The organism is Microcoleus sp. Aus8_D2, assembly GCF_036702665.1.
In the GTDB taxonomy this organism is placed as follows: domain Bacteria; phylum Cyanobacteriota; class Cyanobacteriia; order Cyanobacteriales; family Microcoleaceae; genus Microcoleus.
Genome location: NZ_JAUBUN010000023.1, coordinates 1 through 14,714, shown reverse-complemented (window position 1 = coordinate 14,714; position 14,714 = coordinate 1). Strand labels below are relative to the sequence as shown.

The following is a 14,714-nucleotide window of genomic DNA, read 5'->3' as shown; positions in this document are numbered from 1 at the left end:
GATGTCTAAACCAGCAATTTTGTGCGTTGACGATGAAGTAGCGGTGTTGGAAAGTCTGGAGATTGAACTGCAACAGGCATTTAACGGTAAATATCTTTGCGAATTTGCTGAAAGTGCTGCGGAAGCACTGGAGATTATTGAAGAGCTATGTGAAGATGAGGTTAACATTCTAGTGATTGTCTCGGATTGGTTGATGCCCGGAATGAAAGGAGATGAGTTGCTGATTATGATTCATCAAAAATATCCGCAGATTGTGACAGTGATGCTGACGGGACAAGCAGATAAAGAAGCAATTGAACGAACAAAATCTCAAGCCAATCTTCATGCTTTTATACAAAAACCTTGGCAAAATCAAGAATTAATTGAAGCGATCAAGTCGGGTCTAGCAAAGTTATGAAAAAACCAGTCATTATTTGTGTCGATGATGAGCAGACTATACTCGATAGTCTGGAAATAGACTTGCTAAAAGCCTTTGAAGATAAATATTTAATTGAAACTGCCCAAAGCGGCGAAGAAGCTTTAGAGTTGCTGTCTGAACTTTTAGCAGAACAGTATGAAGTTCCTTTGGTTATTTCCGATCATATCATGCCGAATATGAAAGGAGACGAGCTATTAAGGAGCGTTCATGCCATCTCGCCGAAATCTCTCAAGATTATGCTGACGGGGCAGGCTGATTTGGAGGCGGTAGCTAATGCTATTAATTATGCTAAGTTGTACCGATACATACCTAAGCCTTGGCAATCAGATGATTTAAAATTAACTGTTACTGAGGCCATCTACAGATATTTTCAAGACAAACAATTAGCGGAAAAACAAATAGAACTTCAGGAGATGAATCAGGAGTTGGCCAGATTAAACCGCAAGCAGTCGATGCTGATTGCCAAACTCCACGAAAACGAAAGTCGGTTGACGCAATACCTGGAAGCTATGCCGTTGGGTGTGTGCGTGCTTGATGCGAACGGTCAATCTTTTTATGCTAATCAGAAGGCGCGGGAGGTATTTGGTAAAGGCACTGTGCCGCATATTAATTCGGAGCAGAAAGCAGCAATTTATCAATTCTATAAAGCCGGAACTAATCAGAGATGCCCTGTGGAAGAATTGCCAATTATGCAGGCGCTCCGGGGCGAAAGTGTGCGGACTGAGGGTGTAGAAATTCGGACTGGTAATAAGGTTATTCCGGTGGAGAGTTGGGCGACTCCTATTTATGACTCTCTCGGGGATATTTGCTACGGGATTATTGCTTTTACTGATATTACGGAACGCAAGGAAGCTGAAGCAGCGCTGGTGCAAGCTGAGGAGAAGTATCGCCGGATATTTGAAAATGCTCTTGAAGGTATTTTTCAGACTGCACCTAACGGAAATTTGATCAGTGCTAATCCTGCTCTTGCTCAAATCTACGGCTATGATTCCGCTGAAGAATTGATGGCAAGTGTTAACGATTTCGATCGGCAATTGTACGTGCAACCGCACCGCCGTCAAGAGTTTTTCGCGCTGATGGAACAGTACGGTACTGTGTCTGAGTTTGAGTCGGAAGTTTACCGCCGAGATGGCAGTATTATCTGGATTTCTGAGGATGCGCGCACTGTTTTTGATGCTAGCGGTGAGGTGCTTTACTATCAGGGTTTTGCTGAGGATATTACTTTGCGAAGACTGGTAGATGTGGAACGGCTTAAGTTTACGAATGATTTGGAAAAAGCTTTGGTGGCTGAAGAAAAGTTAAATGAAGCGCTGCTAGAAAGCGAAAATCGGCTGACTCAATTGCTGGAAGCGGTGCCGGTGGGCATATTTGTGGTAGATGGTATCGGGAAACCTTGTTACATGAATTCTTGGGCTGAGAAAATACTTGGCAAAGGCTTGGTTTCTGAGGTTATTCCTAGTAATTTGCCGCAAGTTTATCAAACTTACTGTGCCGGAACCAATGAGCTGTATCCAAGCGAAATGCAACCGATTGTGCGGGCGCTGCGGGGAGAAGTGGTGCACGTTGACGATGCGGAAATTCACCGCCCGGAGAGGATTGTGCCGATCGAGATTTGGGCGAGTCCAATCTACGACGAACGGAAAAACATTGTTTATGCGATCGCGGTTTTTCAAGATATCACGGAGCGTCAGGGGCTAGAAACCGAGCGCCGCCAATTCACAAACGAGCTGGAAAAAGCTTTAGCAGCGGAAGAAAAATTAACAGATGCTTACGGGCGGTTTGTGCCGCACCAATTTCTCCACTTTCTAGGATATGAAAGTATTCTGGAAGTAAAATTAGGCGATCAGGTGCAGAAAGAAATGTCGGTGCTGTTTTCAGATATTCGCGATTTTACTGCTCTTTCTGAACAGATGAATCCCGAAGAAAACTTTCAATTTATTAATGCTTATTTGTCGCGGATGGAACCCGCAATTACTGAAAATTTTGGGTTTATTGATAAATACATTGGCGATGCGATTATGGCGCTGTTTAATGGCAGTGCGGACGATGCTGTGAAAGCAGGAATTGCGATGCTAGAACAGCTTAACGAGTATAATATCAGCCGCAGTCGGCCCGATCGCCCGCCGCTACAAATTGGGATTGGCATCAATACGGGTTCTTTGATGTTAGGCACGGTTGGCGGTCAAAGTCGCATGGATAGCACGGTGATTAGCGATGCGGTAAATTTAGCCTCCCGCGTGGAAAGTTTGACGAAAGAGTATGGAGTTTCGATGTTAATTACTCACAATACTTTTATACAGTTGAACGCTGTTTATGATTTGAGGTTGATCGATCGCGTCACAGTGAAAGGCAAATCGCGCATGGTAACGGTTTATGAAGTATTTACGGCAGATCCGCCCCAATTGCGACAGAAAAAGTTAGAGACAAAGACAATGTTTGAGCAAGCTTTGGTATTCTACAATAGTAACAAGTTTCTCGAAGCTACAAGATTGTTTTCGGCGTGCCTGCAAGTCAACCCCGGGGATAAGGTAGCTCAAATTTATATGCAGCGATGTGTAAGACGGGCGATCGCTCCTGTATAAGCTTTGCTCGCCCGAGAGATTGTCTGTGATGTTGTTTGAGGGGGAGAGATGGAGATGGGGAGATGGGGAGATGGGGAGATGGGGAGATGGGGAGATGGGGAGATGGGAAACGACTTTTAAATATGCAATTTAAATGTAGAATACCATAATTATTGTTTACATTTTCCCACAAGAATGCAACTGTACGGAATATCCAAATCCGATCTACTAAATCATCCCCAAATCTAAAATCTAAAATCTAAAATCTAAAATGGTTTACACTGGCAGGGAAACGGAAACTATAGTTTCTTGCTGTGGCAAACTTTCTATTTTAAATTCTCCTCCGTGCAATTCTGTTAGGCGTTGAACGATGGCCAAGCCCAATCCCAAACCTGCTTGTTGGTAAAGTTTGCGATCGAATTGCCTGTAAGCTTCTAGCTGTGCAATCTGATCGGGAGTCATGCCGCGGCCTTGGTCTTTGACAGACAGAATAAAAGTCTCATTTTCCACGAAAGTGCTTAATAAAACTGGCGTTCCTTCTAAAGAGAATTTGAAGGCATTGTCTAGCAGTTCCTCGACAATTTTTGTAAGTCTCATAGAATCCATAGCCACCGATGAATCCTGCAAATTTAATTGTAAATCATCTGTTCTATTCACCTGTTTCGCTTGCTGGAGCGCTTTTTGACTCAGCAAAGATTCTACGCAGCTAAATTGGCTGCTGCGCATCTCTTTTAGTAGTTCGGGATTTGTGCCTGCCATCTCTAGTTCTGCATATAGCAAAAAGTTCTGAATCAGCCGATACAAGCGATGACCGGAAGTGTTAATTTGACCGATCATTTCTAAGATGTCTGATTCCTCGAACACCTGATATTCTGACATAATTAGCTCGGAAAAGCCCAGAATCGCATTCAAGGGAGTCCGCAATTCGTGGGGTAGCGACATACTAATATTAGTGCGCAATTCGTCAAGGTTTTTTTGAGATTTTTTGCTAATTATTTTCTGTTTTTCAAGTCGAATAGCAATTGCTTTTAGCAGTTCTTGTGGCGTACAAGGTTTAGTAATGTAATCGTCTGCTCCCATTTCCATGCCCGCACGAATGTCACTTTTATCGGCTTTGGCTGTGAGGAAAATAAACGGAATTGTGGCAGTCATGGGGTCGGAACGCAAAGCTTTGAAGACGCCGTGACCGTCAATTTCCGGCATCATCATGTCGCACAAAATTAAATCGGGGATTTGTGCGATCGCTAATTTGATGCCGACTTTACCGTCAGTAGCTCCAATGCCTTCAAAATTCTCGGCTTCCAGCAACTCTAAAATGTTTTCTCTAATCGATTCTTCGTCTTCTATTACTAAAATCTTTGCCACGGTTATTGCTCCTTTTAGTTAGTAGTTGTTGCAAAAAATCTGCGTTTGGATACTTGACAAATTTGTTTTTTTGTGTACTTAACTGAGCGTTCAGCGGCGGATGCTTATAGCTGATAATTTAGTTGTGAAGCTGTACTGCATTTAGATTGTATAACCTTTCTCAAAAAAATGAGGTAGGTCTGGTAATGGGTAATTGGTAATGGGTAATTGGTAATCAATAATTGCTCTAAGCTTTCTGAGGTCGATCTCCGGTCAAGATGCTCCCGCGTTCGCGTGTGTTCTCGATCCGACGATCGTAGCAGAGTCTGACATATCTCATATTTATGAGAACCGCTATATATTTGAATGAACTATTAAAATTTATCAACTCCTCCCCCTCTCCATCTCCCTCTCTCTCTGGCACAGTAGCTTATTGGCTAGGACAAATTAAAGGTAAGGTAATAGTGAAAGTTGTGCCTTTTCCTTCTTGAGAGTCGATCGCCAGTTTGCCACCGTGAAGTTCCACAGACCTTTTGACAATTGCTAAACCGAGACCGGTTCCCGAAATAGTGCCGACATTTGTAGCTCGGTAAAAAGTTTCTAATATCCGCTCTAAATCGGCTTGGGGAATGCCGATGCCTTGGTCTTGAACCTGGAAAATAGCTTGGCCGTTTTGACAATTTAGCCGCAAGGAAACAGCACTGCCGACGGGGGAATATTTGATGGCATTTGAGAGGACGTTTCCCAACATTTGCCGCAGCAGTTTTTCATCCATTTGAGCGTCGCAGTTGCCGCCTTCATGTATAAAGGCGATCGGATGTTGGTTGCTATCGTTGAGCTGCTGTTCTTCTACGAGTTGACGGCAAAATTTTTCGAGGTTTAAGGAAACTGGTTGAAATGGTAAGGTGTTTGCTTCTATTTTGCCAATTACGAGGATATCTTCTAGTAACTCTGTCATGCGTTTGATGGCTAGTTGAATCCGCACAAAATGAGTGGATTTTTTTTCTTCAGACCACTTGGCGCTGTAATCTTGCAGCAATCCAGCCGAAAATTGGATGGTTGTCAGGGGGGTGCGGAACTCGTGGGAAACCATGGTGACAAATTTGGCTCGCAGCTCTGAAAGTTCTTTTTCTCGTGCGAGGGCTTTGAGAATTTCGGCTTCTGCGCGTTTGCGATCGCTAATGTCGCGGGCTTCGGCAATCAACAGCAAAACTTGTCCTGTTTCATTTTTAACTGGTTTGAGTGAGAAATCAACTGTGACAATTTGGCCGCTTTTGCCTAATAAGTCGATTTCGCTGCGGAAAAACTCGCCGCGGCTGGCTTTGGCGATCGCAAATTGCAGTTGTTCGGAAAATTTTCGAGTCTGAGGCCAAATCATCATTTGCCAAATCGGGCGGCCGACGATATCTTGCGATCGCACTCCGGCAAAATCCAGGGCTGTCTCGTTGACTTCGAGCACGATGCCTTCGGGAGTCAGCAACTTGGTAAGCTGAAACGAGGAGTCAAAAATCGCCCGAAAACGCCGCTCGCTTTCCCTGAGCATTTGGAATGTTTGCGATCGTTCGATCGCGTAGCGGATCGTCCGCACCAATAATTGAGTAGTAATTTGACCTTTAACGATGTAATCTTGAGCTCCCAAGCGAACTGATTCCAGGGCGATCGCCTCATCATCCAAGCCTGTCATTACCACTATTGCTGTATCCAGGGCCACTTCTCGGAGGCGAGTGAGGGTTTCCAAACCACGGCTGTCTGGTAAAGAAAGGTCGAGCAAAACTATATCAAAGTTTTGTTTGGACAGTTGGGCGATCGCCTCATGTAGGAACTCAACAGACACCAGTTCCCACTGGACGCCTCCAGATACTTCTAACAGTTCTGCAAGCAAATCAGCATCAGCGGGATTGTCTTCTACTAACAGAATCTTAATCCACATAGCTTAGAGGTTTTTGGCTGTAACATTTTCACGACGTATCAATCTCAGCTTAAACTTTTTTTCTTGCCCCTGCCATGTTCAACTTGAAAATTATTATTTAGCAACACTTCCAAACCACTTTTAGCCAAATACAAGTCAAGCATAATGAAATCAGGACGGGGTACGCCCACATACAAACCTTCTGGCTGCAAAAAAAACATTGCTGACATCCCTTTTTTTACTTTTGTGCAACTTGTGAACAAAATGCTTTTCGCCAGACTCGATCGAGCCAAGTGATACAATTTGCGATTTGCGATTCGGGCATGATATCTGACTCAGGGGGTTGGGAGTTTGCTTACAATTGCATTTTTTACCGAGTTCGGGACTGCTGGGTGAATCCTCCTACACCGAATTTCAAAAAGTTGTAGTCCTGGACGCATTTTTCACGGTTTAGCAAAGCTTTGAGATTGCTTGCGCTTGCCTCGCACGGAGACAGAAATACGTTTTTTTGCGTCCAGGACTGAAGTTGATTTTTTTAGATTGTTCATCAGCAAAGTATCTATTTTTTAATGTAGAGGAAGTTTGACTACTGCGAGCCAAAATTCCTCAATCAACCTGATTACTTTAGTAAATTGTACGAAGTCTACTGGCTTGGTTATGTAACAGTTGGCGTGGAGCGAGTAGGATTTGACAATATCTTCGGGAGCTGCTGAAGTGCTGAGAATCACTACAGGAATTAATTTTAAATTAGGGTCAGTTTTAATTTCTTCTAGCACTTCAACGCCGCTTTTTTTGGGCAGATTCAAATCCAGCAAAATTAAATCTGGACGGGGTACGCCCAGATAGGGTGCTTTTTTTCGTAAAAATTTGATTGCTTCAACTCCATCCTCCACAAAATGTAAGTTATTCAATATTTTACCCTGACCGAGGGCTTCTATTGCCAAATCGGCGTCGCTGGGCGAATCCTCAATCAGCAGAATCTCAACGGGTCTAACAGTGCTTCGATCGCTCATAACGGGCGTATCCTTTTGATTAGAGGAAAAAAATTGAACTTTGACCCTTCAGGTACTAATTATAGGAATAGTAAAGTAAAAAGTCGCTCCTTTTCCCTCCTGAGATTCCACCCATATCCGCCCGCCGTGGCGTTCCACAATGCGCTTGCACATCGCCAAACCTATGCCAGTACCGGAATATTGGCGGCGTCCGTGCAGGCGTTGAAAAATGATAAAAATGCGATCGGCATACTCCGGATCGATGCCAATGCCGTTATCGCGGACGCTCAACAGCCATTCGCCCTCTTGCCTTTGGGCAGCGATCTGAATTAACGGGATGTCTTGGCGGCAAAATTTGATGCCGTTGGCGATCAAATTTTGGAATAATTGCACGAGTTGAGATTCATCTGCCATCACGGTTGGCATCGCGCCGCAGGTGATGACAGCTTTTGTTTCGGCGATCGCAATTTGCAAATTGCACAAACTTTGCTTGACAGCAGCGTTGCAGTCGGCCATCTCAAACTCCTGAGCCCTCGTCCCCAGGCGCGAATACGCCAACAAATCATTAATCAATTGTTGCATTCTCGTAGCGCCATCGACAATATAATTAATATACTTATCTGCGCGATCGTCCAAATTTCCTTGATAGCGCTGGGCAAACAATTGAGTGTAACTGGTAACGGCTCGGAGCGGTTCTTGCAAATCGTGGGAAGCCACATAAGCAAATTGTTCTAATTCCTCGTTAGAACGCTTCAAATCTTCTGTAAGTTGCAGCATTTGCTGCTCTGCTGCTTTGCGATCGGTAATGTTGTAAATTAGCGCGCAACAAGACAGCAGATCCCCCTCCTCATCGAATACAGGACTGGTAGAAAGATAAGTCCAAATATCTTTGCCATCCTTGGTTTTGAATTTAAATTCCTGTTTTTGATTAATACCTTGCTTGCGCCGCTCGACACGATCGATAGCTTCTTGTTTTTCCTGTTTGTCCATGAAATCCGAAAGCGGTCGCCCGAACATTTCTAATTCACTATAGCCGAGCATTCGCGCCATGGCATGGTTCACGTAAGTGGTGAGGGCATTGCTGTTAATTACCCAAATACCTTCTTCTGCTAATTCAACTATTTGCTTGTACTTGAATTCGCTTTCCTGCAAAGCTGTTTCAGTGAGTTTGCGATCGGTGATATCTTTCATGAAACAGTGGTGACCGTTAAATGTCCCTTGGGCGTCGCAAGCTTTTACCATCGTTATTTGCTTGTAAAAAAACGTTCCATTTTTCCTAACCCCTCTGGCTTCTACATCTACTTTGTCAGAAATTAGCATCTCCTCATAAGCTGAGATTAGCATCTCAATATCGCTCGGATGTACGGTGAGCGGCCATTCCATGCCGACCATTTCTTCCGGTTCGTAACCGCAGGTATGAGCGTAAGCTCGGTTAACATTGATGTAACGTCCCTCAATGTCCAGCCGCGAAATGCCTTCGACGGCATTTTGCAGGGCAGTGGTGAGGTCGCGCAGCTCTTTTTCTGCTTGTTTGCGATCGCTAATATCCTGACCGATACCCAAAAAACCGTTAATATTTCCGTTATTGTCAAATAAGGCAGTCACCGACAACTGTACCGGAAACCGCGAACCATCTTTGCGAATGTAAGTCCATTCATTTTCGTCAACTATTCCTCGGGATGCCAAGGCAACAAAAACCTCAAACCCCGGCTCTATTTTTACTCCCAATTGTTGAGAAAGAACTTCAGCTCTTTTACCGACCTCCACAGGATCGTGAATGATTGCTGGCGTGACTTTCCCCACCACTTCTTCGCGGGAATAGCCTAAAAGCTTCTGGGCTGCTAGATTAAATGTTTTAATTGTACCGTCGGGTTTTGTAGAAATAATTGTGTAGTTAGCACTATTAAGAATTGCATTTTGCAGTTGCGTTAATTCTAACAAAGTCAACGCAATTTTTTGTCGGTATGCTATTTCGTTTTGCAATTTTTGGTTGTAAATTTCAATCTGAGCAGTGCGAGCGGCAACTCGACGCTCCAAAGTTTCATTGAGCAGCCGATTTTCCTCTTCTACCTGCTTGCGTTCTGTAATATCAGTAATAGTACCAACATAACTTTTAACCTTCCCATTTTCTCCGATTTGACCGACAGCTTGACCGAATACCCAACTGATTTGAGTGCGACCTAACCTTTGAAAGCGGTACTCAGATTTAAACGGCAATTTCTCGGCAGCGGCGCTGTACCATTGGGCAAAAACCCGCTGGCGGTCGTCTGGATGAATGCCTTGGAACCACCCTTTACCCAAAGCTTCATCGCAGTCCATTCCCGAAATTTGACACCAGCGCTCGTTGACATACAAGCAATCTCCTATAGCGTCTGCATAAAATATTCCCACCGGCGAAGCTTCTGTTAAAGTTTGATAGCGAGCTTCTGTTTCTCGGCGTTCGATGATTTCTTGTTGCAATATGCGATCGATCATGCCTAATTGAGTTGGACTCAGCAGAGTTAATGCTTGGGGAACTAAAGGAATTAATGCAAAAGCCGTGTAAGCAGAAATCGCGGCGGTAATAATTTTCAGACAGCCAGAAACCCAATAAACAGGATGCCAAAGCGTCCAAACTTCCATTAGATGAGTGGTGCCGCAGGAGATAATAAATGCTGCGAACAGCCAAAAGATGTTGCGAAAAGGCAAGTCTTTTCGCTGACTGATAAAATAAATTAGGGAGAGCGGTATTGAATAGTATGCCAGGGCAATTATCGAGTCTGAGACTATGTGGAGTGCGACGAGTTCTCGCTGCCAAAGGTAACAGTGACCATGAGGAATATAATTCCCGGTGAATAACAAATTATTTAACAAATTCCACATGATAAAGGAATGGGTAATGGGGAATTGGGAATTGGGAATTGGGAATCGGGTAACGGGGAATTTAACCCAATAACTTATAACTTATCTCAAATTTCTGAAATATACAGAAGACCGGGTGAATGGAATTCGCACGCCACATAAACGAAACCCGCCTCCGCGGGTTGCAGAAATATACAGAAGACCGGGCGAATGGAATTCGCGTCTACGCAAGCGAAACACGCCTGTGCGGGTTGAAGATTCGCCCGTGGTTGAGATTCCCGGCGAATGGAATTCGCGTCTACACAAACGAAACCCGCCTCCGCGGGTTGCAGAAATATTACAGAAGACGCGGCGAATGGAATTCGCGCCTACTTTCTTCTCCTATAAAAAATGGGGCGAGATCAAAGCCCGCCCCACCAAAAATTATGCTGATGCTATTTATTAGCCCAACAGCGCCTGAGCTTTAGCTACTACATTATCAACGGTGTAGCCAAACTTTTCTAAAGCAACGGGGCCCGGTGCAGAAGCGCCGAATCTGTCGATGCTTACGCTGTCGCCTTCGGAACCTAAGTAACGTCCCCAGCCGAAGCTAGCAGCCGCTTCCACAGCCAACCGCTTGGTAACAGCTTTCGGCAGTACAGATTCGCGGTAAGTGGCATCTTGCAAGTCGAACAATTCCCAGCAAGGCATTGAAACGACGCGGACTTTATTCCCTGCGGCGCGCAATTTTTCAGCGGCATCAACGCAGAGGTATGTTTCGCCACCGGTGCCGATCAAAATGATGTCGGGTGTGCCGCCGTCGTCGGACAAAATGTAAGCGCCTTTGGCTGTTCCTTCGATCGAGCTTCCGGCCAAATTTGGCAAGTTTTGACGGGACAAAGCCATTAAAGTTGGGCGTTTGCGGCTTTCAATTGCGACTTTGTAAGCGCCGGATGTTTCGTTACCGTCGGCTGGGCGCATTACCAACAAATCGGGAATTACGCGCAGAGAAGCGATGGTTTCGACTGGTTGGTGAGTGGGGCCGTCTTCGCCTAAGGCTACGGAGTCGTGAGTCATTACATAGATGACTCCGGCTTCGGAGAGTGCGGAGAGGCGAATTGCGCCGCGCATATAGTCGGCAAATACTAAGAAGGTTGCACAGTAAGGAATTAAACCGCCGTGCAATACCATACCGTTGGCGATCGCGCCCATAGCGTGTTCCCGCACACCAAACCGCAGGTTGCGTCCTTCGTATTGACCTTTTTGGAAGTCTTTTTCACCCTTGAGCAAGGTCATGTTAGAAGATGCCAAGTCAGCGGAACCACCGATTAATTCAGGTAGAACAGCAGCCAAAGCATTCAAACATTTGCCAGAATGATTCCGGCTGGAATCTGCCTTATCTTCCGGGCTGTATGTTGGCAAAACTTTATCCCAACCTTCGGGAAGTTTGCCTGCAACGGAACGCTCATATTCTGCTGCTTCAGCAGGATATGCTGCTTTATAAGCTGCAAAAGCTGTTTCCCATTCTTGCTCAGCCGCGGCGCCGCGTTCTACTGCTTTGCGGAAGTGTGCCAAAGCATCACTAGGAATTTCAAACGGTGCGTGTTCCCACTTCAAGAAATCGCGAGTTGCTTTGACTTCATCGGTACCCAAAGCAGCACCGTGAGAGCTGTAGGAATTGCGCTTGTTAGGAGAACCGTAACCAATGATGGTGCGGACTTTAATCATGGACGGTTTGTCCGTGACTTTTTTGGCTTCTTCAATAGCTTTGTGAACTGCTTCTAGGTTAGTATCATCGTCTAGAGCGGTATTGTCTACTGTAATAACGTGCCAGTTATAAGCTTCAAAACGCTTGCCGACATCTTCAGTAAAGGCCAAGCTGGTGTCGCCTTCAATGGAAATGTGATTGTCATCGTACAGGGCGATTAATTTGCCGAGTCCCAGATGTCCGGCCAAGGAAGCAGCTTCACCTGAGATGCCTTCCATGTGGCAGCCGTCACCCATGATGACATAGGTGTAGTGGTCAACAATGGTGTGGTCGGGCTTGTTGAATTTGGCAGCGAGGTGAGCTTCTGCCATTGCCAAACCGACGGCGTTAGCAATGCCTTGTCCGAGGGGGCCGGTGGTAACTTCTACGCCTTCGGTGATGAAGTTTTCTGGGTGTCCGGGGGTTTTGGATTCCCACTGACGAAATTGCTTGATGTCGTCGAGGCTGACGCTATCGTAGCCGGTCAAGTGCATGAGGGCGTACTGTAGCATACAGCCGTGGCCGGCGGAGAGGACGAAGCGATCGCGATTGAACCACTTGGGGTTTTTGGGGTTGAACCGCATAAACCGATCCCACAGCACGAAGGCCATAGGAGCAGCGCCCATCGGCAGTCCCGGGTGTCCTGATTTTGCTTTTTCTACCGCATCGATGGCGAGAAAGCGGATAGAGTTGATGCAGAGTTCTTCGAGTGATTGAGTTGCAACAGCCATAATTATGGTTTTTATATGTAGGAGAGAGTGTGTGTGGTCGATTCTGGCAGAGGTGCGATGAGTCGAGTTCGATCGCCCGCGTCTCTGCTGTTGTATTGTGGAACTGCCGTGAGGCTGCACTACATATCATCTCACCACTTGCGATCGACATACAACTTAATTTTTTAATGTTTCGGTCGCTTTGGCAGTTGGCAGTTGGCAGTTGTCAGTTGGCAGTTGTTAGTTGTCAGTTGGCAGTCGTTTATCTGTAACGGGTTTAGTTTTTCTTGGTGAGATTGTTTAAGTCCGCGTCTGATTTGGGGTTGCTACAGCAGATTTTAGTCAACAGTCAAGGCAGGGTGGACGATCGCAAGTGTATCTTGGTTCTTTGAAAAATTCATCCGTGTTGCGCGGTTATTATGATAAAGTCTAGTGTTTCTCACATTTTGCAGCTTGGTGACGAACAGGCTCTCCGGCCTGTCCCACAAAGAGTGAATTTTCTGGTGGGCCCGCAGGCGAGCCTGTGGCTCGCGCCAGCACGAGAATAGTGCAAAATGTAAGATATTGGTAATTTTAATCAGGCAATAAGTAATGACTCTGAGTGAAGCCGAAGTCCGCAGTCAAAAAGTAGACGAACTGCGATCGCAAGGCATAGAACCGTATCCTAGCCAATCCTACGCGCGATCGCACACAGCCCAACAAGTTCGCGAAATATTTAGTCAGCCGGGAAAAGAACTCGCCAACGGAGAAAGCGATCCCGAAGCAATTCCCCTGCGATTAGCAGGCCGCATTATTTCCAAGCGCGACAGCGGCAAAATTGGTTTCATCGATTTAAAAGACGCCACAGACAAAATTCAACTCAAAATCGAGAAAGCAATCGTCACCGGTGAAGTCGGTTTGAGCTTTGAACAAATTAAAAAATTGCTCGATGTCGGCGATTTTGTCGGCGTCGAAGGTATCGGTTGCCGCACACCTAGGGGAGAACTTTCTATTTTAGTGCGGGAATTCACGCTTTTATCAAAAGCTACCATCCAATTTCCCGATGCTTATTACGGGATTAACGACCCGGAAGTTTGCCGCCGCCACCGCGAAATGGATTTAGCGAGCAACCAAGATGCGCTCAACCGTTTCATGCTACGTAGTCGCATCGTGCAAAGCATCCGTTCCTATCTTTGGCAAGCCGATTTTTACGAAATAGAAACGCCGACGCTGCAAGCTATTTACGGCGGTGCTGCTGCTAAGCCGTTCATCACGCATCACAATGCTTTAGAAGTAGATTTGTATTTGCGAGTCGCACCGGAACTGTTCTTAAAAAGAGCGATTTGCGGCGGATTTGAGCGAGTATTTGAACTAGGAAAAGCCTTTAGAAATGAGGGAATTGATAGCACTCACAATCCTGAGTTTACCTCTTTAGAAGTTTACCAAGCTTATGCAGATGTGTTCGACATTTTAACAGTTGTCGAAGATGTAATGTGTTTCGCCGCGGCGGCTGTCTTTGGCGATGTCGTGGAAATTGAAAATCAGGGAGAAACGATTAGTTTAGAGCGCAAGTTCGACTACAGCGACAAGTATCCGGGTTTCAGCGGCAAACACTGGCAAGTGAAAACGATGGTAGAAGCTGTCAGAGACGAGTTTGGGCTGGATTTTGACAATTTGGACTTGGAAAGTGCGATCGCATCTGCAACTAAACTAGAACTGCACCTTTCTAAATTAGAAAAACAGAGTTTAGGTTACGTGCTCTATGCTGTCTTTGACAAGTTAGTAGTCCCCAAACTAATTCAACCGACATTCATCATCGACTATCCCGTCGAAGTCAGCCCCTTAGCCAAAGGACACCGCAGCAAACCGGGCTTTGTCGAACGCTTCGAGTTATTTATCAACGGTACAGAATACTCGAACGGCTTCTCGGAATTGAACGATCCGAAAGAGCAAAGAAAGCGCTTTGAGGAACAGCTAGCCCAGAAAAATGCAGGCGACGATGAAGCGCATCCAATGGATGAAGACTTTATTCAAGCCCTATCTTTGGGAATGCCGAATTGTGCAGGAATGGGCATCGGTGTAGACAGATTGGTGATGCTTTTAACTAACACTCAAAGCATCCGAGATGCAGTAATGTTTCCGACTATGCGGCCGATCAAAGATTAGTAAAATCTTGTAGGGGCGGGTTCACCAATCACATTTGATTCCCACAAACAATCTAGATAAACCCGCCC

11 protein-coding genes are annotated in these 14,714 nt (G+C 45.5%); 5 read left to right on the top strand and 6 right to left on the bottom strand.

The genetic code is table 11. The features are described 5' to 3' along the window. Position 1: 1 nt before the first annotated feature. On the top strand, positions 2-397 hold the full coding sequence (locus QUB64_RS18690) for a response regulator (RefSeq protein ID WP_333275244.1): 396 nt from the start codon (positions 2-4) through the stop codon (positions 395-397). Then, positions 394-3,000: a PAS domain S-box protein gene (locus QUB64_RS18685; protein ID WP_333275242.1), complete on the top strand. Its 2,607-nt coding sequence runs from the start codon at positions 394-396 to the stop codon at positions 2,998-3,000. The genes QUB64_RS18690 and QUB64_RS18685 overlap by 4 nt, the downstream gene beginning before the upstream one ends. A gap of 255 nt (positions 3,001-3,255) precedes the next feature. Here the strand turns inward: QUB64_RS18685 and QUB64_RS18680 are convergent, their stop codons facing one another. From QUB64_RS18680 to QUB64_RS18660, 5 genes are all read right to left on the bottom strand, one after another. Continuing rightward, positions 3,256-4,344: a hybrid sensor histidine kinase/response regulator gene (locus tag QUB64_RS18680; RefSeq protein ID WP_333275240.1), complete on the bottom strand. Its 1,089-nt coding sequence runs from the start codon at positions 4,342-4,344 to the stop codon at positions 3,256-3,258. Between the two features lie 409 nt (positions 4,345-4,753). Beyond that, on the bottom strand, positions 4,754-6,253 hold the full coding sequence (locus tag QUB64_RS18675; RefSeq protein ID WP_333275238.1) for a sensor histidine kinase: 1,500 nt from the start codon (positions 6,251-6,253) through the stop codon (positions 4,754-4,756). A 44-nt stretch (positions 6,254-6,297) separates the two neighbouring features. Continuing rightward, positions 6,298-6,462: a hypothetical protein gene (locus QUB64_RS18670; RefSeq protein WP_333275235.1), complete on the bottom strand. Its 165-nt coding sequence runs from the start codon at positions 6,460-6,462 to the stop codon at positions 6,298-6,300. A gap of 336 nt (positions 6,463-6,798) precedes the next feature. Beyond that, entirely contained in the window at positions 6,799-7,245 is a 447-nt protein-coding gene (locus QUB64_RS18665) for a response regulator (protein ID WP_333275232.1), read from the bottom strand. A 48-nt stretch (positions 7,246-7,293) separates the two neighbouring features. After that, the gene (locus QUB64_RS18660) at positions 7,294-10,086 is read right to left on the bottom strand and encodes a PAS domain S-box protein (protein WP_333275230.1); all 2,793 of its coding nucleotides are present in this window, start codon (positions 10,084-10,086) and stop codon (positions 7,294-7,296) included. 9 nt (positions 10,087-10,095) lie between these two features. Between QUB64_RS18660 and QUB64_RS18655 the strand changes: the two genes are divergently transcribed. Beyond that, the gene (locus tag QUB64_RS18655; protein WP_333275226.1) at positions 10,096-10,227 is read left to right on the top strand and encodes a hypothetical protein; all 132 of its coding nucleotides are present in this window, start codon (positions 10,096-10,098) and stop codon (positions 10,225-10,227) included. A 279-nt stretch (positions 10,228-10,506) separates the two neighbouring features. Here the strand turns inward: QUB64_RS18655 and tkt are convergent, their stop codons facing one another. Beyond that, the gene (gene tkt / locus QUB64_RS18650) at positions 10,507-12,522 is read right to left on the bottom strand and encodes a transketolase (RefSeq protein ID WP_333275223.1); all 2,016 of its coding nucleotides are present in this window, start codon (positions 12,520-12,522) and stop codon (positions 10,507-10,509) included. A 29-nt stretch (positions 12,523-12,551) separates the two neighbouring features. On the opposite strand from tkt, the gene QUB64_RS18645 reads away from it, so the two are divergent. Both QUB64_RS18645 and lysS read left to right on the top strand, forming a co-directional pair. Then, a complete protein-coding gene (locus QUB64_RS18645) occupies positions 12,552-12,773 on the top strand; it encodes a hypothetical protein (RefSeq protein ID WP_333275220.1) in 222 nt (73 codons plus the stop codon). A 319-nt stretch (positions 12,774-13,092) separates the two neighbouring features. Continuing rightward, a complete protein-coding gene (gene lysS, locus QUB64_RS18640; protein WP_333275217.1) occupies positions 13,093-14,646 on the top strand; it encodes a lysine--tRNA ligase in 1,554 nt (517 codons plus the stop codon). Positions 14,647-14,714 lie beyond the last annotated feature (68 nt).